The following is a 23,837-nucleotide window of genomic DNA, read 5'->3' as shown; positions in this document are numbered from 1 at the left end:
CGAAAAGAAATATACACTATGAAATTCGACTACCCTGCTGAGCTTCCTATTTGCGCAGCACACGACGAAATAATAGAAGCAATTAAGTCTTCACAAGTCGTGATTGTTTCCGGACAGACTGGCTCCGGTAAAACTACGCAAATCCCAAAAATGGTGCTTGAGCTTGGAAGAGGCGGAAGAGGTAAGCAAATCGTGCACACTCAGCCTCGCCGTTTAGCTGCACGCACTGTTGCTGAGCGAATCGCAAACGAAATGGAAGTAAAACTAGGCGAAGAAATCGGCTATCAAGTGCGATTTACCGACGAAAGTTCACCTAAAACAAAGCTTCGAATTGTTACTGACGGTATTTTACTTGCGCAAATTCAGCGAGATCCTCTTCTTACTAAATACGACACGATTATTATTGACGAAGCTCACGAACGCAGTCTTAACATTGACTTTTTGCTAGGATATTTAACGACTTTACTTCCGCAAAGACGCGATTTGAAGCTGATTATTACTTCAGCAACAATAGATTCTGCAAAATTCCGTGAACATTTTGAGCAAGCTTTACACATAAAAGTTCCTGTTATTGAAGTTTCTGGACGCACTTACCCTGTGCGAGTTCTTTATGAGCCGCTTGGATCCGCGCCTTCACTTATGCAACACGTCCCCGGCTTTGCAGACATAACAATGGATGAGGAAACTGTTGCAGAAAGCCAATCTAACGAAAATAATCGAGACGATATTACAGATGAAGATATGACATCTGCAGTAGCTCGCGCATGTGCTCAATTAGTGATTCATTCAAACCACGAGCAAGGCGCGCGCGACATTATGGTTTTCGCTTCTGGCGAGCGCGATATTCGAGAGTTTGAAGCAGGATTACGCTCATATTTTGGCACTCGAGCAAGTGATATGAAGCGAGCTGATGCTATTGAAATAGTGCCGCTTTTTGCGCGTCTTTCTGCAAAAGATCAGCATCGAGTATTTGAACATCACTCTCATCAACGCATTGTTATTGCTACGAACGTTGCTGAAACTTCGCTTACTGTTCCTGGGATTCGATACGTTGTCGATCCTGGTTTTGCGAGAATTAGCAGATATTCTAAGTCTGCAAAAGTGCAAAGACTTCCTATAGAGCCAATTTCTCAAGCGAGCGCAGATCAGCGTTCTGGGCGATGCGGACGAATCGCGGACGGAATTGCTATTAGACTTTACTCGCGCGAAGATTACGAAACTCGCCCTCGTTTTACCGATCCTGAGATTCTTCGCACTTCGCTTGGAGCAGTAGTATTGCACATGCTTTCAGTAGGCGTTGCTAAAACTGGCGAAGATATTACAAATTTCGGTTTTATTGACCCTCCTGATATGAAAGCAGTAAGCGACGGCTTTAATGAGCTTAACGAGCTTGGCGCAATAAGTAGAAAATCAGGTTTCATCACTTTAACTCATATTGGCCGCGAGCTCTCTAAATTGCCGATTGACATTCGTTTAGGACGCATGATTATTGAAGCGGCGCATAAAACAACTCCGAATACTCTTGCAGCTGTGCTGGTAATTGTTGCGTTTTTGAGTTTGCAAGATCCTCGCGAGCGCCCCGAAGAACAGCGTGAAGAAGCGGATAGACTTCATAATCGTTATGCGGATGAAACAAGCGATTTCTTAACTGCTTTAAATATTTGGGATTATATTTTCCAAGCAGACGGAAATATGAGCAATAATGCTCTTCGCAAACTTTGTAAAGCGGAATTCTTCCACTTTTTGCGTTTAAAACAGTGGAAAGATTTAGTTAATCAACTTCAAGACTTGTGTAAAGAGTTGCATTATAAAGTTGGCGAGCCTATTCCATCTAAAAGAGTATCTTTGGAAATTCGTCAGCTTCCTAATAATCAACAGGCTGCTCACAGCTTGTGCTGCTCTTGGGATTCGCAAGGAATACACTCGTCGATGCTTGCAGGATTGCTTTCTATGTTGGGAATGCAAGTAGTGCGTGAACCAAAAGCTTCAGATTTTGCTAATTTGCATGGATCAGCAAAAATTCGAGCTATGAAACGCGCTCAAAAAATGGCTAAAAACGACTATCAAGGCGCACGCGGAGGAAGATTCGCAATATTCCCAGCTTCATCTGTTTCGAAAACAACTCCTTCATGGGTTATGTGTACGCAATTAGTTGAAACATCTAGACTTTGGGCAAGATATTGCGCACAAGTCGATCCTGCTTGGGCCGAGCCTCTTGCTAAAAATCTTACTAGAATCACGTATTCTGACGCTCATTGGAGTGCTTCTAAAGGTGCTGCTGTAGCAAAATCTAAAGTATTACTATACGGATTGCCTATTGTTCAAGATCGCACAGTTCAATGGACTAGAATTAATCCTTACGAAGCTCGAACGATTATGATTCGTCAAGGCTTAGTTGAAGCAGATGTGCAACAGCGTTTTGCACACGATGAGTTTATTGTAAATAATCACAATGTGCTTGAAGATGCAGATAATCAAGCAAATCGCACTCGTCAAATAAGCGAAACTGTAAACGACGAAGATTTATTTACTTTTTACGACACTCGCATTCCTCAAGAAGCAACTACTATTGCAGCTCTTGCAAAATGGTGGAAAGATAACCGCGAAGAAAATCCACACAAGTTAGACTTTAATCCCGATGAAGTTGAACGTTTACAAACTACGCAAAGTACTGATTTAGCTGACTATCCTGACCATTGGGATACAGTTGGTACAGATGGTCAGATTATAAGGTTGCGTTTAAGTTATGTGTATGATCCGGCTAATCCTTTGGACGGCGTAACTGTGCATGTGCCGCTTTACGTACTTTCGCGCTTAACTCCTGAAGAATTTACTTGGAATGTTCCAGGTTTATTAGATGAGCTTATTATTGGCATGATTAAATCTTTGCCTAAAGCTCTACGAGTACAGTTTGTTCCAGCTCCTGATACTGCTCAAAAAATTCGCTCTTGGATTGACGAACATTACGACGAGCTTCCTGGGACTGGAGAAACAGAAAGCAATATAAAAAGCGAATGGCAAGATTTTAGAGAAGTTTTCACTAAAGCTGCAATTTGTGTAGTTGGAGCGCAAATACATCCTGAAGTTTTCGACGACGAGCAAATAAGCAAACTCTCACCATACTTGCGCATGACGTTTAGTGTTGAAGAGAGAAAAGCTAACGAAAATCGCAATAAACCTGCAGGTCGTAACAAGTACTCTAATCGCGTAAAACCTACTATTCTTGGAACCGACAAATCATTAATTGCATTGCAACAGCGTTTTGCAAAAGAAGCACAAGAATCTGCACGAGAAGTTGTAAATTTCAAAGCAAATAAAGCTGCACAAGCCGGAAATGTAATTGAACGAGCAGATTTATTACACAAATCTGGTGCTACAAATCTTTCGCGCGCACAAATGGTTTGGCAAAGTGCATTGAATATGCTGCATTTAGACAATAAGCGTATTACTTCTCGCTGGCTTGGCGCTGAATCTTTAATGCTCGCAGCTGCACCTTATTCAACTTCTAACGCTTTAGCAGAAGACTTGCAAATGGCTGCAGTAAAACGACTAATTGCGGACACAGATAATATTACTGACGACAATTTATTACGCGAAACTGTTGCAAACGTATCTGAAATATACGAGGACACAGTATACGATATAGCGCACGATGTAATCGCAATATTGAAGCGTCAAGCAGAATCAAGTAAAGCTGTTTCTGGCAAGGCTGATTTGCCGTTGCTTTCAGTGTTGCAATCAATCCGCGAACACACTGCAAGTCTTGTATACGGAGGGTTTATTGCCAAAACTCCATCTGATTCTCTGCCTCGTATTGAACGCTACTTGCATGCAGACGTGATTCGTCTTACTAAAGCTAAGGCAGACAAAAACCGTGACGTACGTTGGGCTTGGCAGGCAGATGAAGCACATAAGCTTGTAGTAAAAGCTCAAGAAGACGCTCAGAAAATCCCATCAGGACCAGCACATGACGAGTCACAAATAATCGCTGAGAAATTACGTTGGATGTGCGAAGAATTCTATGTATCTCTTTGGGCGCAAGAATTGGGAACTGCATATCCGATTAGCATACAACGCATGCGAAAGATGATTGGCGGAAGGTGAAAGCTGTTTCGCATATATGCATATATTTTTTCTTAGCGCTTGCAATGTTGTAAACAATATTGCTCATAACGTTGCAAACAAACTTTATTTGCACAGTTGCTAAGCTATTGCCAATTATAATTCTATTGCTTTTGCTTTTACTATTATTTTGGTCTTATTCTTGATCTTCGTTTACTTCAATTGCATTGCTTTCTTTAGTAATAAAGTTTCTGAATGTAAATACGATAATTCCTAATAATGCAACAGCAGCACACATAAGAGATATGTTTGCAAATCCAGACGAAATACCAGAAGCACCCGTTATAGAATTTCCACTCAGCATGTTTTTATCTAATATTCCGTCAAAAATTACTACACCAACAGACGCAGAAACACTAATAACTAAATCATTCATTCCGCACCCTCTGCCAGATTCTTCAACTGGAAGAGATGAAAGAATTGTTGAGGCCAGTGGAGAATACACCATTCCACAACCTGCATAATAAATGCATGCACACAAAGCTATAGCCAAGAATCCAGAATTTATTAATACTGCAATACCAATCCATCCGCAAAGTATAAACAATATTGCTAATAATAAACCTGTTTTTCTTCCTATACGACTAATTATTAAGCCTGAGCATGAACCGAATATTGCAGCAACAATAAAAGCCCAAACTAAATAAGAAGCTACTTGTGAAGTAGTCATGTTATACAAAGTTTTTCCAACTCTATTGAACAGTGGGCTTATGCAATAATTTGTGAAGTATATTATGCCCATCAAAATTATGCCAGAAAGCCAACGAATATTTTTAAAGAAAGCTGGTGTAACAAACGGCTCTTTAGCTTTACTAATGTAAATACCAAAAATTATAAACAATATAATTGCTGAAATAAGCATCAACAAGTTTCTGTATGAAATGAACAATGTAAGAGATGCAACAGCAAATCCAAAGACTGTAAAACCAACAACATCAATTTTTTTACCATTGCCGTTTTTTGTTGGTAAATAATGCAATAATGCCGGCAATATTAGAATAGTTAATGCTGGAATTAAGAATAAATATTGCCAAGCAATAGAGCTTAACAATCCCGCTGAAAACACTCCAATACATGCAGAAAGCTGGTACGATGCTGTAAATAATCCGAAGAAGATAACTTTCAAATCATTTCGCAAATATTTTGTTGCAATTACTAAGAATGATGAACCTGCTACTTGTTCACCAGTTGTTTGCATAATACGAGCAGCAATAACTGTCCACAAATTTGGCTCAAAACAAGAATTAGCTACAAATCCAAAAACTGAGCCTATAAACAAAGATGTTAATCCAATAGTTACTAGCTTTTTTAATGACACAAAGTCGCCTAAAGAACCGTAAATAAAGCATACAATTCCTAAAATAATGCCAGGTAAACCAGTTATAAGAGGCGCTTGATCAACAGCTTTCACATCTATACCAACTTGTTTATAAACAAGATTGAAACCTTGCAAGCACAAGGTGCTAATAACAAATGTAATAAGCAGTAGTATTAACGCACGAACAGCAACCTTATCGCGCTTTTCTGGGTCATCATAAGGATCCACAGAAGAACAATCAAATCGTTTAGTCCCAATCATCACCGTCTTACTCCCCTACAACAGCCTAATAATTCCAAATATTTATGCAGAAAACTACTGCAAATAAATCAATCTGCTCTAACAATCTAAAGTTAATCGCAACAAATTCTTCGCGCGTAGCTACTCAATCGGATAATTCTACAGTTTGATAGTTACAATCAACAATAAAAGTTAGGAACAATTTTAAAAAATAATCACAATAATAAAATGATTCGCATATCACTTATAATGTAACAAGCTAAGTAGGAGGAAACATGGTGCAGAGAAGAAAGAAACATGATTCTATTCATGTCAACCTAAATAGTGGACATAATAGTGGTGCTCATCACAATAAAAACAACAGTTCATTAAAGCATAAGTTTTACTCCAATAAAATTTTACGAAACATTATTATTGCTGTCATAGGCATTGCTATTATCATTCCTGTTGTTCAGTGGATACGTTGGGAACAGACTGTTTCTAATCTTCGCAACAAACAAGAACAACTTGTGTCACGCTTCGATTTTAATCCAGGCAATATTATTTCTGATTCTCAATTTTTTGACGATAACGCAATGAGTAAAGACGAAGTACGCAATTTTATACGCAAAAAAGGAGCAAAATGCACTGGTAAAAATTGCTTAAAAAATGCGTACTTTAATACTCACACTATTCCTGCCGATTCACTATGCTCAAAGTATCAAAGTGTAAGCAAAGAATCTTCTGCAGACATAATATACAAATCAGCAAAAGCATGTCATATCAGTCAACGAGTATTACTTACCATGCTGCAAAAAGAACAACATCTTGTAACAGACACTGATCCTAGCGATTTCCAATACAAATCAGCTATGGGATTAGATTGTCCAGATGATTCTCATTGCAACCCACGTTTTGCAGGATTCTTTAAACAAGTAATTGGTTCCGCAAGAAGATATAGATATTATCTTCTTCATAACGATCAATATAACTACCACCCTAACACGATTAACACAATTCAATATTCGCCAAATAAATCATGCGGATCTAGCAATGTTTATATCGAAAATAAGGCTACTGCATTACTTTATATCTATACTCCTTATCAGCCAAATATAGAATCGTTAAAAGCTGGATACGGCGAAGGAAATTCGTGCTCAGCATATGGAAATCGCAATTTTTCATTGATTTATTCTGCATGGTTCGGAGATCCTCGCAAATAATATTCGTTAGATCAATATAGGAATACAATCTCGGTGTATAAGCTTCGAGGTATACTTAAATGCCTAATTTTTGGCACAATTGGTTAAAGATTACAAATTAACTGCTTCTATATTTAACAAAAACAACAAAGACTCACTTATTACAGATTTAATTTTTAATGCGAAAGTTGATGATGATTTTGTTTTAGGCAGAGAATCATGGTGGAAAGAAGTATTAAAAAGTGAGGATTTTGGCTATAACGGTAATTAATTTAAATAATCATTAGAAATAAGCTTCACCAATACAATATCAAAAGATTAGTATTCAGCGTATGAAAAAGATTTGATAGCGTGCAAGCAAAGTAATACAAAAATGGCCACTAACCAATCAGCCCAACACGACTGCAAGCTAGTGGCCACTAACATATTGAGTAAATAATAATTACTCTTTAACCATAAGACTACGAGCAATGTAAACTACTAAGCCAATAAAGGCTACAATAGCGCCCATCATAAGCAAGTTAGAATAACCTGCACCTAAGCCTTGGATTCCAGCAAAAGAGAATCCTTTTAGCAAGTTTCCGCCAAAGAAACCGCTGAAAATGGAAATACCGATTGATGCTGTAACATTCATAACTAAATCATTCATACCGCATCCACGACCCGATTCTTCAACAGGCAATGCGCTAAGAACCGTTGAAACGATTGGCGAATACATAAGTCCGCAACCAGCGTAGTAAACGCATGCGCACAAAGTTAGAACAAGGAATCCGCAATTGATGAATACAGCAGCTCCAACCCATCCAAGAATCATAAGAACAGCAGCTATAATAATGCCAGCTTTACGTCCAATAAAACCGATAATTGTCCCAGAGCATGTTCCAAACACTGCTGCTACAACGAATGCCCATACAAGGTAGGAAGAAACTGCCTCAGTGCTCATATGATACAAAGCACCGCCAATCACATTGTAAATTGGAGGCATGCAATAGTTAGTAAAGTAGAAGATGAATATTAAGACAATGCCCGAAAGCCAACGCTTATTCTTAAAGAATGCAGGAGTTACAAACGGGTTCTTTGCCTTCATAATATAGCCAGCAAACACAACAAACAGCACGATGGATCCAAGCAACAATCCCCATGCCTTGTACGAGAAGAACAAAGTCAGCAATGCAACAGCAATACCAAACACTGTAAAGCCAAGCTTATCTATCTTCCCACCAATACCGTTCTTTGTAGGCAAGCACTTAACAAGAACTGGCAAGAACAGAATAGTAATTGCAGGAATCAAGAACAAATACTGCCAAGCAATAGAGCTAAGAGCACCAGCAGCAAAAACGCCAATAGAAGCAGAAAGCTGATAAGCTGCAGTAAAGAGTCCAAAGAAAATTACCTTAAGATCGTTGCGCAAATACTTAGTTGCAATAACAAGGAAGGAAGAACCTGCTACCTGCTCGCCAGCGGTTTGTAAAATACGCGCAATAATAACAGTCCACAAGTTTGGAGTGAAGAAGAAGTTTGCAATAAAACCGAACAAGGATCCAACAAACAGTGTTACAAGTCCGATTGTTATGAGTCTACGAAGCGACACAAAGTCACCCAAAGAACCGTAAATAAAGCACACAATGCCTAAAACAATAATTGGCAAACTCGTAATAAGAGAAGCTTGATTAGGAGCACCAACAGCTTTACCAATCTGATCGAATACCAGATTAAATCCTTGCAAACACAATGTTCCAAGAATAAAGGTTATAAGAAGTAAAATTAGCGAGTAAATCGCCACTTTGTCGCGGGTTTTTGGATCCTCGTATGGGTCTACCGCGCTAAATTTTGCAATCTCAGTCATAATAATCCAATCAATTAATATTTTTAGTTTCTACATTGGTAAATAAGGCACGTCGTATATTGCGGAAAATGTTGCGATTTACGGCGTGTCGAACAACAAAAAGCGGAGCTAAAACTCGTAAAATCCACACTCATCCAGCGATTTTTGCCAAGCCAGAAATGCGCGTCATAAACTCGTTCAAGAATCGTGGAACATCAACACCAACAGCAACTTGCATTGTTTTAACAGGGTCATTCAAGCGCGTAACATCACCAATTGTGCGTCCACGAGTTGGGCCTTCAACATCTACCTGCATGTTGATTGGTAGAGTTGTAACAAGCGTTGGGTCAACAGCAACTGCAACAGCCAACGGATCGTGCAAACCGCAGCCACCAAGGTGTGGAGCCGTTGTTTCATATGCCTTAATGTAAAAATCGGTCATATCTGCAAGGAACTTGCCAGCCTTTGTACCAAGGTCACGCCACTGTTGCGTTTCCTTATAGGTAAGCAAGGTTTGCAAAGTCACATCCAAACCGACCATTGTTACAGGGGCGCCAGAACGGAATAGGACGTCTGCTGCATCTGGATCTTGGGAAATATTTGCTTCCATCCAAGGAGTTACATTTCCATGAATTGTAAGAGCACCGCCCATAAGAACAATCTTACCAATTTCATCTTTGATTTCTGGAGCCTTATGCAATGCAGCAGCAATATTTGTCATAGGACCAGTTGGAACATAAATAAGATCCTTGCCATAAGTCTTAACTGAATCAATTATGAAATCAACAGCTGGCTCAGACTCAGCTTCACGCTTTGAATCTGGAATAACAACATCGCCAATACCATTGTCACCGTGAATGAATGCAGAAATAGACAGAACTTCAAACGAATCTTTCTTGCTCGCATGCGGCAAACCACGATACACTTTAACTTCTGGATGTCCAAATAAATCTGTTATAGCAAGAGCATTACGAACGCCCTGTTCCATTAAAACGTTGCCATACGTACCAGTAATACCGATCAGCTCAACCTCAGGGCTACCAAGAGCATAAGAAATTGCTAAGGTATCATCAACACCAGTATCCAAATCAAGAATAAGCTTCTTCATGTGAACTACCTTTCTGATTACAAACTCGCTACATCAACAGTGATGCAGTAAGCCATTCTGTTTATTTCTAAGTTGCAACAAACTAGTAGGCGTCAACCTCATCGTTTTATGCTTCACAACTCAAGAATTCTATCTCTCTATAATTCAAAATCAACCCTTATAAACATATGTTTAGATTATATTTTTGCGGCAAAATAAAACGCAATTATTCGCTAAGCTTTTAGCTTGTTTTAATTTAGATTACAACACGAAATAAATCAGTGGTTTATGCCTCGAGATACACTTAAATGCCTAAAAATTGGCTTTGATTTGGCTGCAGATTTTACGAAGAATGGAAGCGTATGTCTACCTATTCCTCACAACTTAGCGAAGAACAACAAGCTGTTGACCGAGCTTATAGCCGTCTAGATGATTTGCGTAATACTATTCGCGCGCGCTTAGACGCTGTGCGCGCGTCAGGTTCGCACGGTTCACCAACACAGCGCACAGAGCGCGACTCATTCGCAACCATGTACGAAGATCGTCTTACACAATTACGAGCTGTTGAAGATCGTCTTGTTTTTGGAAGACTTGATAACACAGAAGGCATTAGGCGATACATTGGTCGCATTGGTTTGCTTAGCGAAAACCATGATCCTATTCTTACAGATTGGCGCGCTGAAGCTGCACGACCTTTTTATGAGGCAACCCCTTCGCATCATGGCGATATTGTTATGCGTCGTCATATTACACTCCGTTTCAGAGACGTTATTGGTGTTGAAGATGAAGTACTTGACATACATTCTGATGAAATAGGAAAAGCTTCACAACAAGGTACTCTTACTGGTGAAGGAGCACTGCTCGCATCTTTAGGTTCTCGCAGAACCGGCAAAATGACTGATATTGTTGCCACTATTCAAGCAGAACAAGATCGAATTATTCGCGCTCCTCTTGATCACACTATTGTTGTACAGGGAGGTCCTGGCACAGGAAAAACAGCTGTTGCTTTGCACAGAGCAGCCTATTTGTTATACACTCACAGGCGCAAACTTGAGCGTTCAGGAGTTCTTATTGTTGGTCCAAGTTCGGCATTCTTGCGTTATATTGATCAAGTACTCCCTTCTCTTGGTGAAACAGGTGTAGTAAGTAGAACTATTTCCGACTTAATTCCTGGAATTTGTGCTACAGATGAAGATTCTCCATACGCAGCAAAATTAAAAGGAATGTATCGTATGCGAACAGTTATTGCGAATGCAATTGCCGCTCGTATTCGCGTTCCTAAAAATCTTCCAACAATTCATGTTGGAGGATTTAGTATTCCTCTTCTAAAAGAAGATATTGAGATAGCTCAATCAGATGCTCAACGGACTCACCAGCCGCATAACCAGGCACGAAATACTTTTATAAAAACCGTGCTCAGCATATTGAAAAATCGTTATTTGGAAAAACTTGATTATGTTCCAGATCAAGCTGAATTAAACGATATAACTTCTCAACTTCGTCTTGACGATAAACTGCGCATTACTTTAAATCTTGCATGGTTACCTATGACTGGAGAATGGCTCATTGACCAACTTTTTGCTAAACCTGACAAATTACGCACATACGCACCTTGGTTAAGCGACGAAGACATTAACTCACTTACTAGACCAAAGGGCAGCCCGCTTACTCGTTCTGATATTCCATTACTTGATGAAGCTATGGAATTGCTCGGTCCTGATCCAAAACTTGACGCTCAAAGATCTGCAGCACAAGCAAAAAAACTTGAAGAACAACAATTTGCAGCTGACACTTTAGCACAAGCTGGTATTGGAAATGGCATAGTAACTGCCGATATGCTTCTTGATAATCTGCAAGGCGACGATGCAGGAATGCTTGCCCGTAAAGCAGCTTCTGACCGCGAGTGGACATATGGTCACGTAGTTGTCGATGAAGCTCAAGAGCTTACAGCAATGGATTGGAGAATGCTTATTCGTCGTTGTCCTTCACGCTCCTTTACTATTGTTGGCGATGTTGCACAAACTTCTGCGCTCGGAGGAACTCACAGATGGCAGAAGAATATGAATTCTCTATTTGGAGAACCAAATTGGGATCTTTACGAGTTAACAATTAATTATCGAAATCCTAGTGAAGTTTCTGAAGCAGCAAGCAAAGTTGCAACAGATTCAGGATTATACATTTCTACTGTTCATGCAGTTCGCTCAGTACCTGATTCACTCGTATCACAAACGGTTGAATCACAAGATGAACTCGATACTGCACTTGCAGAATCTTGTACAAAACTATTCGAAAAATTTGTCTCTGATGATGGTAGTGGTCGTATTGCAATCATTACTCCTAACAGTATGGTTAGCCATGCTAAAAAGGTTGTAAATCAAGCATTAGAACATGCATTACCTGAAAAATTATGGAATCAGTTAAACAAACAAAATGCCGATGATTGCCAATGCAGCGTTTGCACAGCTGAGGAAGTAAAAGGTCTTGAATATGACGCTGTCATAGTGTTGCAACCTTCTCAGATTGAGCAGGAAGCAGCATCTAGACTAACTGCTGCAGCCAATCTATATGTTGCAATGACTAGACCAACTCAAAAATTGCATATAATACGCACTGCAGATGACGCAAATTTTGAGAAATAGAACTCAAAATAATGCAAAAGCGCAGGGAATAGATATTCTGTAACAATAATCGATAAAATTATTATTTTTCTGTTTTACTGCGCTTTAAATCTTCAATGGCATGTTCAAAATCTTCAAGACCTGCGAAGTTTTGGTACACACTTGCAAAACGAAGATATGCAACTTCATCTAATTCACGCAATGGCTTAAGAATAGCTTTGCCAACTTCTTCAGATGTAACTTGCGCTAAACCTCGTGCTCGCAAATCAGCTTCTACTCGCATACCAATTGTCTTTAACGCTTCAGCATTAATGGGACGTCCTTGACATGCTTTGCTAACACCGGCGACAACTTTTGCCCGATCAAAAGGTTCAATAGAGCCTGAACGCTTCATTACAAGCAACTGAGTTGTTTCCACCGTAGTAAATCGATTACCACAAACTTGGCATTCACGTCTACGGCGAATAGAGTAACCATCTTCACTGATACGAGTATCTATAACTTTCGTATCAGAATTCTTACAAAAAGGACAATGCATATATTCAGCATACTAAAAAATAGCGAAAAACTACATAATATTATTCACTTTATTCAAATATTTCCGAATATTATACGATTTTATTGTCCATAATCCGAAATACTCCATAAAACACACTGAATATTACATCATCATTTTCAGTAAAACTTAGCTCATCAGTTTCAATTTCAAATATAGTAATATTTTCCCTTCTCATATTTCCCCCATTTTCATACTATTTGCACTCAATCAACTATTGAGCATCATTTAATGGAACATTAATAGACTGTCCGATAACCAAATCTTCAGAAGAAAGATGATTTAAAGCCATTAAACGCTCTACATTATCTGATATATCACCGTTTTTAGGAGTAATAGTAGCAGCATAATTCCATAACGTATCTCCAGGACGAACTGTATATGTAACAACTCTTTCAGGTATTGCAGAAACAGCAGTCTTTGGCATAAACAATGTACAGAATGTTATTGCTGTCATCAAAAGTACAGTTACACGAAAAACTCTAGTTTTGCGCGCATGCTTATTAGAAACGCAGCGTTTACGAATCAAATAAGTATTTTCTTGCATACCTACTCTAACTTCCCTGCCACTTCTAATTAATGACGTACTCATAATTATCCTTTCTCCTTCCTTAATCGACTGTACATTTGTTCTATCGAACAGATGTATTAATAATGACACATTTGTTCGATAGTTGCAACGGCGTGTCGAACAGATGTTTGATTTTTTTAAGAAAGTGCGTTAAAATAGTAAAAGCGAAAGGAGCACCATGAATAACGATGGCACAAATAACGATAACAATGGCATTAATGCTAGCGATATTAGCGCAATGTCACTTACTGACCGCCAACGCAATATTATCAATGCCATCCAAAACAATATAAAAATTCATGGATTCCCTCCTTCTTTCCGCGAAATCGGAGAAGCAGTTGGACTTAGAAGCCCATCTTCTGTGAAACATCAATTGCGAACACTTGAAGATAAAGGGATTTTGCGAATTAATGCAAATAAAGGTCGCGCTATTGAAATTCTTGATAATTCAATTGTTGAAAAGAATTCAAATAACAAAATTAATAAAAATTCTTCAAGAGTTGCCAATATTAGCGCATACGAATCTGATTCTGTTATAAATTCTAGAGATGTTCCTCTAGTGGGAAGAATCGCAGCAGGAGCTCCAATAACAGCAGAACAGCATATTGAAGATGTAATGCGATTGCCAGAACGTCTTACAGGTACAGGAAATCTTTTTATGCTTGAAGTACACGGCGATTCGATGATTGACGCCGCTATTTGCGATGGCGATTATGTAGTAGTTAGAGAGCAGCATGAGGCTGTAAATGGAGACATTGTTGCAGCACTGTTAGATAACGAAGCAACTGTTAAAACTTTCAGAAATGACCACGGTCACGTATGGCTTATTCCACATAATCCGGCTTACTCTCCTATTGACGGATCACACGCAACTATTATGGGAAAAGTTGTTACAGTTTTGCGAAAAATATAATAGAACTTACCCACCAACCCCTCAAAAAATATTCTCCCCACTTATTTCAAAATATGGACTAAGTGGGGAGAATAATATTTATAAAATCAACTTATGCAGATTATGAAAATCATGTAACTTACGCAACTTACGCAAGTGGATGCGAATCCTTAATTGTCACTGAAATTTCACGTCCATTTGGAGCTGCATAGCTAACAGTATCACCAGCATGAGCACCCATAATAGCTGCCCCAATTGGAGATTCCGGGCTAATAACGTCATAATCCGTAGCTACAGCAATATCGCGAGAACCAAGAACATAAGTCATTTCTCGACCTGCAAGCTCAAGAGTAACCAAAGAACCATTGCCAACAGTGCCATCCTTCGGTGCTTCAAGAATCTTCGCATTACGAAGCTTTACAATAAGCTCATTAATGCGACCTTCATTCTTTCCTTGCTCTTCACGAGCAGCCTGATAACCACCATTTTCAGACAAATCACCTTCAGCACGAGCTGCAGCAATACGCTCAGTGATTTCTTCTCGATACTCACCTTCACGATGTGCTAACTCTTCTTTTAGTTTGTCATACGCTTCCTGCGTAAGTAAAATAGTTTTTTCTTCAGCCATTGCTACCTCCTTATACAACAATTTCTAAAAATAAAAACTATGCGCTCGTAAATAAAATTCACGCTCTTCTATCAACGAGTTGAAATAATATCAACAACAAATACCAACGTGTCTCCGCCGCCAATACCGGCTTGCGGTATGCCACGAGAGCCATAACCATACTCTGGAGGAATAGAAATCAACAAACGAGATCCAACATTATGACCTGGAACAGTACGATCCCAGCCCTGAATCACTTGACCGACACCAATACCAAAACTAGCTGGAGTATGACGAGCAAAGCTTGAATCAAATGGCTTGTCGCTACCCCAAACCACACCATGATAATTCACAGTTACAGTGTCACCTGCACGAACTACAGGACCATTACCTTCAACTAATTCAACAACTTTAAGGCCTGCTGGCGGTTCAGATTCAGGGAACGTCACCGTTGGCGTAGTGCCAAATTCTGCAATCACTTCTGGCATATCTTGTGCCATATTTCCTCCTTTACAAACTCCAAACAGTATAATCTGAACAGTATAACATCTACACAGACAGCTTTTAACCATCCTGCATTACTAAAGCAGCGCATTTTAAATAGTACATTTAAGTAAATGCACATTCGAATAAATGCAGTTTAGACTAACACTTCCTAGATTAACCTGTCCTAGATTAGCACTGAAACGTTACGTATGTACATGAAATATACGCATTGTGTATAACTTAGCAAAAATTAATCTCAAAACATCAACGAATTAATGCAAAAATATTAGCAAATTAGCACTCAACAACGTTTACAGCTAGCCCACCTTTTGAGGTTTCGCGATATTTAGACATCATGTCATGACCAGTTTCTTTCATAGTCTTAATCGCTTTGTCAAGGCTTACCATGTGCGAGCCATCTCCAAGCATTGCCATTCGAACAGCATTAATTGCTGTATTTGCAGCCATAGCATTGCGCTCAATACAAGGAATTTGTACCAAACCGCCTACAGGATCGCAAGTTAATCCCAAATGGTGTTCTATACCGATTTCTGCAGCATTTTCAACCTGTTCCGGGGTCCCTCCCAACACTTCGCACAATCCTGCAGCAGCCATCGAACAAGCAGAACCAACCTCTCCTTGACAACCAACTTCAGCTCCAGAAATTGAAGCATTTCGCTTAAATAAGTAACCAACAGCACCTGCAGCAAGCAAGAATCGCACAACTCCATCTTCATTAGCAGAATCAACAAATCGCCAATAATACTGCAATACTGCAGGAATAATTCCTGCAGAACCATTCGTTGGAGCAGTAACAATACGCCCACCACCAGCATTCTCTTCACTAACAGCGAGCGCAAAAAGATTAACCCACGCAGAGTCTGAACTTTCTAAAGCAGCATCCGAACGACGACGATTGTTGCGAAGCATGTCTGAATTTGCAGCTAAACGCTCATACATGTGAGGAGCTCTGCGAGGCACATCAAGACCTCCTGGCAAAATCGGTTGCTTTGAGTTGCATCCGTTTTCTACACATTTACTCATAACTTTCCAAACATGCAGCAAATAGTTGCGCACGTAGTCAGCATCACCTTCATGCAATGCAAGCTCGTTTTGCCACACAACATCGCTTATTGACATATGCTTTTCTCGGCAAATATTTATAAGCCCGTCGCATGAAGTAAAAGGATAAGGTACAGTGGAATCTTTTGTTTGATTTGAAGAGCTTGCAGCATTATCACTACTATTTCCGTTATTACTTTCGCTATTATTCTCGCTTACACCATTCTTATTGGCATTATTTTCATCTTGCTCGGTAACACGCTCATGCAAGCCAACCATTGCATCATCTGCACACCCTTGACGAATAAATCCGCCGCCAATTGAATACCAAACTTGCTCATCGATTTTATTTCCGTCAGAATCAATTGCAACAAAACGCATTCCATTAGGATGAACAACCATTCGCATCCATTTTTCAAAAATTACGTCCTTATCGTAATCAAAAGCAATAGTATGTTCACCTGCGAGCGTTAAAGTGCCAGTTTTTTTGCATTCCTGACGAATAGTAAGCATATGATCAGTGTCTACATTATCTGGAAGATTTCCTTCAAGACCTGCAACGCAAGCGCGATCAGTGCCATGACCAAGACCTGTTAAAGACAGTGATCCGTAAAGAGTCACACTTACGTGCGCAACGTTTGCAAGACTACCACTTTTTTTAAGCGATGAAACAAACGAACACGCAGCTCGCATAGGACCTACTGTATGTGATGAACTAGGACCAACGCCTACTGAAAACATCTCTAAAATACTAAACACGTATCTATTGTAAGCATCATTAAGCTCACGTCGACACACTAATTACATGAGAAATATGTTAGATTGTTCACTTCTTACTTTGTTTAGATAACAAGTTTGCTAAACTCACGCACACAAACCATAAGATTACAGCTAAAACAACAGCTATAAGCATTACAGTAAACGCGCTTCCTGCAGTCGGCACGTGAATTTCGAAGAATTTTGCAGTAAACGATATAAAAGCTCCAGCAACTCCAGCTGCAGCAAATAGCGCAACCATAATTCCTCTCCACGAGCGCAACGGCTTGGCAACGCTTGCAAGCACGAGTATGCCGAGAACAAATACGATTACGGAACAAATACTGCGAGTAGTTGCCAAAGCTTGCACGTTTGAGACAATAAAACGAGATGCTATCAAATTATTTGCAACAACATCGTCAAGATTTAATCCCAAAACTCGCGGAGCTATAACAGCAGTAGCGAGCACAGAAGCAGCTATAGCAAATCCGCTAGGAACAGCAAAACGAACAACTCGCTTCAAGAAACCTGGAATGTATCGACAAGTATTAGGCGCAAGAGCGAGCAAAAATGCTGGAATACCAATAGTTAAAGAACCAATATAAGTAATGTGACGAGGCAAATACGGGAAGTGCAACGCTAGAAGCACAACTCCTGCAGAAATAAGCGCAGAATAAACAGTTTTTACAAGGAATAAGCCAGCCACACGTTCCATATTTGCCATCACTTGCCTACCGCGAGCCACAACATCCGGCAAATGCGAGAATCGCGAATCAACAAGAACCACTTGAGCTACAGCTTTTGCAGCAGGAGCAGCATTGCCCATAGCAACGCCCAAATCAGCTTCTTTAAGAGCCAAAGTATCGTTCACGCCATCACCAGTCATAGCAACAACATGACCTTGAGTATGAAGCGCCTGAACAATCGCTTTCTTTTGATGAGGAAGCACGCGCCCAAGCACATCCACATTTTCAAGCACTTTAGCCAATTCGTTAATATCTTCTGGCAATTTTCTAGCGTCCATTGCAACAGGCTTGCGATCTCCTGTTAAGCCAACTTTTGCAGCAACAGCCGCAACTGTTGTAGGGTTATCTCCCGAAATTACGCGGCAACGCACACCCTGCTCACGGAACCATTTAAGCGTTTTGCGAGCATCGTCACGAATACGCTCAGAGCAGCGAACTAAAGCAATAGGATGAGCATTTACGCAAATAGTTGGAGAATCGCCAAAAGTTTTATCTGTTTCTGTTACGCTACTTAAGCTGCTACTATCGACGCTACTTACAGTACTACTTTCGCTACTTACTTTTGCAAGCAGCAGCACGCGCTCACCTTGCTCCGCATAAGAATTAACTTTCGCTAAAAGTTCATTAGAATTTGCATAATTAATCGCGCTTAGCAATACTTCCGGAGCACCCATATACCAAGTTTCATGTTCTCCGCTGCTTTTCGCATATTGCACCGCACTCCACTTTCTAGCAGAAGAGAATGGAAGACGGTTAGATACATGCTGGCTAGCTGCAACTCCTTTAGAGCCAAGCCCTTCCATAATCGCAACACCTGTTGCGTTCGGATTTTCTTCATTTGATAAGTCGAATAAAGCTTGATTGGTTTGCAAGTTGGTCTGCAAAGATATTTCGGCACCACTATTATCTAGATTTTCCACGCCAACGAATGCAATACCACCGTCGGTTATAGTGCCAGTTTTGTCCAGATTCAAGCAGTCTACGCGCGCTAAAGTTTCTACAGATTCCAACTCCTGAACTAACGTTTGCTTACGAGCAAGCCGCATAGCAGCCACCGCAAAATTAAGCGAAGTAAGAAGAACCAATCCTTCTGGAATCATGCCAACAACGCCTGCAACAGCAGAAACAACAGCTCCCCTCCAAGCACCAGTCTGCCAAGCTTCAACAAATCCGCCAACCTTGTGCATTTGCGACCACACAAGCAGCACACACAAAGGCACCACAACCATCGTCATATACTTCAAAATCGTGTTAATTCCACGGCTTAAGTCGGAAATTGTTTTGGTATAAACTTTCGCTTGCGCCGCCAATTTTGCCGCATAACTGTGCTCTCCTACGGCAGTAACACGCGTTAAAGCCATTCCAGAAACTGCAGTAGATCCGGAATAAACGTTATCACCTTTTGCTTTTCGAACTGTAGCAGACTCGCCCGTGAGCATGGACTCGTCCATTTCTAAGCCCCACGATTCCAGCACTTCTACATCTGCAGGAACTTGTTCACCAGCCCTAAGCCACAAAATATCTCCAAGCACAATATCTTTGTGCGCAATCTCAATATTTTCTCCGCCTCTACGAACCATTGCGTAAGACGCCACAAGTATAGAAAGCCTATCCAAAGTGCGCTTTGCTTTTAATTCAGTCACAATGCCAATTCCAGTATTTACCAGAATTACCACACCAAAAACAGCATCCTTCCACGAACCAGTGGCAAGCACAACAACCATTGCTGTGAAAATAATCGCGTTAAACAATGTAAACACGTTCGCGCGCACAATATCCATTAAAGAGCGAGAAGTCTGCTTAGAAGTAATATTCACATCTCCGCGAGAGACTGCCTCTGCAACTTCTTCTGTGCTCAAACCAGAAACTTCTACTTTAGGAAGCACCGCAATAGCGTTATTTTTGCTAATTTCTGTAGATGCCATTGCGTTTTGTTCGTTATTTGTCATTTATAATCACTTCCCTACTATGCGGTGTATTGTCGATTATTGCTCGAACGATGCTTAGCAAAGACGAACGCTCAAATTTTGATTTATTGCTTTTATTGTTTAAAGATTCGCTATTTTTTGATAAATAAGATTCATGAATATTTTTTCCAATTCCACTTCCATCGCTATCAAAATACAAAGTAGCTGCGTATAAAGTTGCGTCTTTTGGTGCTTTTACAGGATTTATTAACGCAACTGGCACTCCAGCGTAACGCACGTATTGCAGCGCAGAAATCCATGCTTTGCTTTCGTTTTGTTTATTGCGAGTGCTGTTATTAAGCTTGTTATTCTCTTTTATATTAGGTTGATTATTATCATTATGCAGGTCGTCAACGCCTGTCACGTCGAGCGCGTCTATAAGTATTAATGAAACAGGTTGCTCGCTTGCAGCGCGAATAGCTTGCTGAGCCGCTTCGTTAGGATTAACAACATTTGATAGCGGCACATAAGAAGCACTCAATTTTGACGTTTTACAATGCTTCATAACTTCGTCATCAAGCGCAGCTAATTTTGAACCAATGACCAGCAAATGGATGTCATTAATATCTATGCCGTCGTGAATTATGTCTCCAGCGCGACCAGTGCTACCAACGGCTTTACCCTGCGGCTCGCAAGCACTCAACGTACCCAACGTTAAAGCAGTTACGACAGCAGCCGCAAAAATGGTAATAGCGCGTTTAGAAAACATAAGACTTTTATACCACACCTTCAACATAAGTGGTTGTTTCGGGGGTAAACTCCTCCACAACACGCACAAAATCAAAATTGGTAAGACTCGCATTCGTGTAATAGTATTGTGCATTGGATGTGCATTCGCGCCGCAGCGTGAATTAAACAAAGCAGTTGAAGCACATACAATAATTTCAACAGAATTTAGCGGAATTAAATTAAACTAAATTAAATTAATTTCAGCAGAATTCAACAGAAATAAACAAAATTAAAACTAGATTCAACGACGAAAAGAGATTACCGATGACGAAGATCATTCAGATTGGCGCAAATCACGCCGGCACTGCCTGCGCTAACACCATTTTGAGCTACCCAGGAAACGAGCTTACAATTTACGATCAGAATAGTAATATTTCCTTCCTTGGTTGCGGCATGGCTTTGTGGATTGGCAAGCAAATTCAAAGCAGCGACGGACTGTTCTATCAGAAGCCAGAAGATTTCGTTAAAAAAGGCGCTAAGGTAAATCTTGAAAGCAAAGTTCTTGACATTGATTACGCAAAGAAAGAAGTAACAGTCGAACTTAAAGACGGCACTGTTATTCACGATTCTTACGACAAGCTGGTTCTTGCTACCGGCAGCCTTCCAAACAAGCCTCGCATTAAGGGCATTGACTTGGAAAACGTGCAAATGGTAAAGCTTTTCCAGAATGCTCAAACTGTTATCGCTAAGCTTCAAGAGCGCGATTTCCGTAACGTCGTTGTTCTTGGCGGAGGCTACATTGGCGTGGAACTTGCGGAAGCTTTTAAGCGCCTTGGCAAGAATGTAACTCTTATTGACATGGAAGACCATATTCTTAATGGATACTTTGACCCAGAGTTTTCCGATAATTTGAAGCAAATTATGGAGAATAAAGGCATTAAGTTTGAACTTGGTCAAACTGTTGAAGAAATTGTTGGAGACACTGAAGTCAAGGCTGTTAAAACAAGCAAAGGCACTTACGAAGCCGACATGGTGATTTGCGCTATTGGCTTCCACCCAAACGTTGCGCTCGGCAAAGATCACTTAAAGCAGTATGCTAACGGCGCTTTCCTTGTTGACAAGAAGCAGCAAACTTCCGATCCAGACGTGTACGCAATCGGCGACTGCGCTACAATCTACGACAATGCTCGAGACCGCGTGAACTACATTGCGCTCGCTACTAACGCCGTTCGAAGCGGCTTGATTGCAGGTCACAACGTTTGCGGAACTCCTGTAGAAACCGAGGGTGTGCAAGGCTCTAGCGCAATGATGATTTACGATTACAAGCTTGTTTGCACTGGCTTGAGCTTGACTGCCGCTCAAAAAGAGGGCATGGACGTTGATTACGTTGATTTTGAGGATACTCAAAAGCCTGCGTTTATGGAAGTTGAGAATCCAAAGGTGAAGATTCGCATCGTTTACAAGAAGGATACGAAGGTTATTGTTGGATGCCAGTTGGCTTCTAACTACGATATGTCTGCCGCAATTCACCTGTTCTCGCTGGCTATTCAAAAGAAGGTCACGATTAAAGAGCTTGCTTTGTGCGACATCTTCTTCATGCCTCACTTCAACCAGCCGTACAACTACATTACGATGGCTGCTTACACGGCTTTGTTGAAGGGATGATTAAACTTTGCTGATTAGCTTAGGCTGAATCACTTTTTCTGATTAGCTTAAATCGCATTTATTAAACCAAGCAATCTGTTCTATAATGGAGCAGTTGCTTGGTTTTTTAATCATCCGCGCACAAAAGAGCGCACAAAACGCGCACTATTAGCATAAGACATGCAGATTAAAACAAAGGAGTCTGGGATGAAGCAGCTTTCTATTAAACCAACTATTCATAAGTTCGAGAACGCACGCGACTTCGCGCAAGAATTCAAGCTCAGCAAGGGCGATTTGGTTATTACAAACCAGTACATTTGGGAGCCTTATTTTGGCGATTTGAATCTTGATTGCGACGTGATTTTCCAAGAAAAGTACGGCAAAGGCGAGCCGAGCGACGCAATGGTTGGTGCGATTGTTAGTGACATTCACACTACTCCAAAGCGCGTGATTGGCATTGGCGGCGGCACTGTTTTGGATATTTCGAAGGTTTGTGCATTGAAGCAAACAAGCCCGCTTGAAGACTTGGTTGACGGCAAGATTCCTGCACAAAAAGGCGCGGATCTTATTCTTGTTCCAACTACTTGCGGCACTGGCTCCGAAGTTACGAACGTTGCGGTGTTCTCGCTTACTAAGCGCAATACCAAGAAGGGTTTGGCGAACGATGCTTGCTATGCTACGGACGCTGTTCTTATTCCAGAATTGTTAAAGAGCCTGCCTGATTACGTTTTTGCAACCAGCTCTATTGACGCTCTTACGCATTCGATTGAGTCCACACTTTCTCCTATTGCAACCGAGCTTACAAAAATGTTTAGTTACAAGGCTTGCGGGCTTATTTTGCAAAGTTATATGCGAGTTGTTAAAGAAGGCAGCAGCACAAAAAGCCAAGTTGTAAGCGACTTGGTTTCGGCAAGTCTTTACGCTGGTATTGCGTTTGGTAACGCTGGCTGCGGTTGCGTTCACGCGATGGCTTATCCGCTTGGTGGAACTTTCCACGTGGCTCACGGCGAAACGAATGCAGCTCTTCTTACAAGCGTTTTGCGATACTATGCTAAGCACGACGAGAATAACGCAGAAAACACTGAGCTTTCTAAGCTTTTTGACTTTATGGCAAATATTCTTGAATGCCAGAAAACAGACGTATTAAATAAGCTTGACGAAGTTCTTAACACGATTCTTCCTAAGCACAAGCTTCACGAGTATGGCATGACCGAGGATATGATTCAAAGTTGGGCTGCAAGCGTTGTCAAAGAGCAGCAGCGACTTTTGAAGAATTCCTACATGCATATGAGCGAAGATGCTATTGCTGAAGTTTACGCATCTACTTTCTAAAAACAGATTTCTAGCAAACTTACTTTCTGGAATTTGTTGACTTTAATTATGTTTTACTAGTTTTTCAGAATAAAACGAAAGCAAAATAACAAAAGACCCCACAAATAAATGTGGGGTCTTTATTTTATTTATTTTATTTATTTTATTTATCGCAACTA

At 40.5% G+C, this 23,837-nt stretch carries 17 protein-coding genes; 7 read left to right on the top strand and 10 right to left on the bottom strand.

All coding sequences use genetic code 11. The annotated features are described in order from the left end of the window. Positions 1 to 18: 18 nt before the first annotated feature. Positions 19 to 4,104: an ATP-dependent RNA helicase HrpA gene (gene hrpA, locus HXT57_RS02610; protein ID WP_421779736.1), complete on the top strand. Its 4,086-nt coding sequence runs from the start codon at positions 19 to 21 to the stop codon at positions 4,102 to 4,104. Positions 4,105 to 4,258: 154 nt separating this feature from the next. On the opposite strand, the gene HXT57_RS02605 is transcribed toward hrpA, so the two are convergent. Then, the gene (locus HXT57_RS02605) at positions 4,259 to 5,701 is read right to left on the bottom strand and encodes an MFS transporter (RefSeq protein WP_041160485.1); all 1,443 of its coding nucleotides are present in this window, start codon (positions 5,699 to 5,701) and stop codon (positions 4,259 to 4,261) included. A 254-nt stretch (positions 5,702 to 5,955) separates the two neighbouring features. Between HXT57_RS02605 and HXT57_RS02600 the strand changes: the two genes are divergently transcribed. After that, a complete protein-coding gene (locus HXT57_RS02600) occupies positions 5,956 to 6,882 on the top strand; it encodes a hypothetical protein (protein ID WP_012914035.1) in 927 nt (308 codons plus the stop codon). 70 nt (positions 6,883 to 6,952) lie between these two features. Further along, positions 6,953 to 7,132 (top strand): hypothetical protein, encoded by a 180-nt coding sequence (locus HXT57_RS02595; protein WP_041160484.1) that lies wholly within the window; start codon positions 6,953 to 6,955, stop codon positions 7,130 to 7,132. 171 nt (positions 7,133 to 7,303) lie between these two features. Here HXT57_RS02595 and HXT57_RS02590 read toward each other — a convergent pair whose 3' ends face one another. Both HXT57_RS02590 and HXT57_RS02585 read right to left on the bottom strand, forming a co-directional pair. Continuing rightward, a complete protein-coding gene (locus HXT57_RS02590; RefSeq protein WP_012914034.1) occupies positions 7,304 to 8,707 on the bottom strand; it encodes an MFS transporter in 1,404 nt (467 codons plus the stop codon). Between the two features lie 130 nt (positions 8,708 to 8,837). Next, positions 8,838 to 9,794, bottom strand: a complete 957-nt coding sequence (locus HXT57_RS02585; RefSeq protein WP_012914033.1) for a nucleoside hydrolase — start codon at positions 9,792 to 9,794, stop codon at positions 8,838 to 8,840. Positions 9,795 to 10,135: 341 nt separating this feature from the next. On the opposite strand from HXT57_RS02585, the gene HXT57_RS02580 reads away from it, so the two are divergent. Further along, a complete protein-coding gene (locus tag HXT57_RS02580) occupies positions 10,136 to 12,412 on the top strand; it encodes a HelD family protein (protein ID WP_076002773.1) in 2,277 nt (758 codons plus the stop codon). A 61-nt stretch (positions 12,413 to 12,473) separates the two neighbouring features. On the opposite strand, the gene nrdR is transcribed toward HXT57_RS02580, so the two are convergent. Both nrdR and HXT57_RS02570 read right to left on the bottom strand, forming a co-directional pair. Continuing rightward, entirely contained in the window at positions 12,474 to 12,929 is a 456-nt protein-coding gene (gene nrdR / locus HXT57_RS02575) for a transcriptional regulator NrdR (protein WP_012914031.1), read from the bottom strand. Positions 12,930 to 13,161: 232 nt separating this feature from the next. After that, positions 13,162 to 13,539, bottom strand: a complete 378-nt coding sequence (locus tag HXT57_RS02570; RefSeq protein ID WP_012914030.1) for a LysM peptidoglycan-binding domain-containing protein — start codon at positions 13,537 to 13,539, stop codon at positions 13,162 to 13,164. 217 nt (positions 13,540 to 13,756) lie between these two features. Between HXT57_RS02570 and lexA the strand changes: the two genes are divergently transcribed. Then, complete coding sequence (gene lexA / locus HXT57_RS02565; RefSeq protein WP_102155756.1) at positions 13,757 to 14,431, top strand: transcriptional repressor LexA; 675 nt, start codon at positions 13,757 to 13,759, stop codon at positions 14,429 to 14,431. A 127-nt stretch (positions 14,432 to 14,558) separates the two neighbouring features. On the opposite strand, the gene HXT57_RS02560 is transcribed toward lexA, so the two are convergent. The 5 genes from HXT57_RS02560 to HXT57_RS02540 form a co-directional block, all read right to left on the bottom strand. After that, positions 14,559 to 15,038 carry a GreA/GreB family elongation factor gene (locus HXT57_RS02560; RefSeq protein ID WP_004110818.1) on the bottom strand — a complete coding sequence of 160 codons (480 nt, stop codon included), beginning with the start codon at positions 15,036 to 15,038 and terminating at the stop codon, positions 14,559 to 14,561. 71 nt (positions 15,039 to 15,109) lie between these two features. Next, entirely contained in the window at positions 15,110 to 15,517 is a 408-nt protein-coding gene (locus HXT57_RS02555; RefSeq protein WP_004107148.1) for an FKBP-type peptidyl-prolyl cis-trans isomerase, read from the bottom strand. Between the two features lie 280 nt (positions 15,518 to 15,797). Continuing rightward, positions 15,798 to 17,306: an L-serine ammonia-lyase gene (locus HXT57_RS02550; protein ID WP_004110820.1), complete on the bottom strand. Its 1,509-nt coding sequence runs from the start codon at positions 17,304 to 17,306 to the stop codon at positions 15,798 to 15,800. Between the two features lie 85 nt (positions 17,307 to 17,391). Beyond that, positions 17,392 to 20,016 carry an HAD-IC family P-type ATPase gene (locus tag HXT57_RS02545; protein ID WP_004110823.1) on the bottom strand — a complete coding sequence of 875 codons (2,625 nt, stop codon included), beginning with the start codon at positions 20,014 to 20,016 and terminating at the stop codon, positions 17,392 to 17,394. Further along, a complete protein-coding gene (locus HXT57_RS02540; protein WP_004110825.1) occupies positions 20,006 to 20,743 on the bottom strand; it encodes a hypothetical protein in 738 nt (245 codons plus the stop codon). Before HXT57_RS02540 ends, HXT57_RS02545 begins: the two co-directional genes overlap by 11 nt. 284 nt (positions 20,744 to 21,027) lie before the next feature. On the opposite strand from HXT57_RS02540, the gene nox reads away from it, so the two are divergent. Together nox and HXT57_RS02530 are read left to right on the top strand one after the other, a co-directional pair. Continuing rightward, positions 21,028 to 22,368, top strand: a complete 1,341-nt coding sequence (gene nox, locus HXT57_RS02535; RefSeq protein WP_033888677.1) for a H2O-forming NADH oxidase — start codon at positions 21,028 to 21,030, stop codon at positions 22,366 to 22,368. 186 nt (positions 22,369 to 22,554) lie between these two features. After that, the gene (locus HXT57_RS02530; RefSeq protein WP_004110831.1) at positions 22,555 to 23,679 is read left to right on the top strand and encodes a 4-hydroxybutyrate dehydrogenase; all 1,125 of its coding nucleotides are present in this window, start codon (positions 22,555 to 22,557) and stop codon (positions 23,677 to 23,679) included. Positions 23,680 to 23,837: the final 158 nt, after the last annotated feature.

This window comes from Gardnerella sp. KA00771 (assembly GCF_049244045.1).
In the GTDB taxonomy this organism is placed as follows: Bacteria; Actinomycetota; Actinomycetes; order Actinomycetales; family Bifidobacteriaceae; genus Bifidobacterium; species Bifidobacterium swidsinskii.
Note: the sequence above shows the minus strand (reverse complement) of the source record. Positions and strands in the feature narration are given on the sequence as shown.

Bases quoted from the DNA above. Each gene is read 5' to 3' on its own strand.
- hrpA (WP_421779736.1), top strand. From the start codon at position 19: ATGAAATTCGACTACCCTGCTGAGCTTCCTATTTGCGCAGCACACGAC.
- HXT57_RS02605 (WP_041160485.1), bottom strand. From the start codon at position 5,701: ATGATTGGGACTAAACGATTTGATTGTTCTTCTGTGGATCCTTATGAT.
- HXT57_RS02600 (WP_012914035.1), top strand. From the start codon at position 5,956: ATGGTGCAGAGAAGAAAGAAACATGATTCTATTCATGTCAACCTAAAT.
- HXT57_RS02590 (WP_012914034.1), bottom strand. From the start codon at position 8,707: ATGACTGAGATTGCAAAATTTAGCGCGGTAGACCCATACGAGGATCCA.
- HXT57_RS02585 (WP_012914033.1), bottom strand. From the start codon at position 9,794: ATGAAGAAGCTTATTCTTGATTTGGATACTGGTGTTGATGATACCTTA.
- HXT57_RS02580 (WP_076002773.1), top strand. From the start codon at position 10,136: ATGTCTACCTATTCCTCACAACTTAGCGAAGAACAACAAGCTGTTGAC.
- nrdR (WP_012914031.1), bottom strand. From the start codon at position 12,929: ATGCATTGTCCTTTTTGTAAGAATTCTGATACGAAAGTTATAGATACT.
- HXT57_RS02570 (WP_012914030.1), bottom strand. From the start codon at position 13,539: ATGAGTACGTCATTAATTAGAAGTGGCAGGGAAGTTAGAGTAGGTATG.
- lexA (WP_102155756.1), top strand. From the start codon at position 13,757: ATGTCACTTACTGACCGCCAACGCAATATTATCAATGCCATCCAAAAC.
- HXT57_RS02560 (WP_004110818.1), bottom strand. From the start codon at position 15,038: ATGGCTGAAGAAAAAACTATTTTACTTACGCAGGAAGCGTATGACAAA.
- HXT57_RS02555 (WP_004107148.1), bottom strand. From the start codon at position 15,517: ATGGCACAAGATATGCCAGAAGTGATTGCAGAATTTGGCACTACGCCA.
- HXT57_RS02550 (WP_004110820.1), bottom strand. From the start codon at position 17,306: ATGTTTTCAGTAGGCGTTGGTCCTAGTTCATCACATACAGTAGGTCCT.
- HXT57_RS02545 (WP_004110823.1), bottom strand. From the start codon at position 20,016: ATGACAAATAACGAACAAAACGCAATGGCATCTACAGAAATTAGCAAA.
- HXT57_RS02540 (WP_004110825.1), bottom strand. From the start codon at position 20,743: ATGTTTTCTAAACGCGCTATTACCATTTTTGCGGCTGCTGTCGTAACT.
- nox (WP_033888677.1), top strand. From the start codon at position 21,028: ATGACGAAGATCATTCAGATTGGCGCAAATCACGCCGGCACTGCCTGC.
- HXT57_RS02530 (WP_004110831.1), top strand. From the start codon at position 22,555: ATGAAGCAGCTTTCTATTAAACCAACTATTCATAAGTTCGAGAACGCA.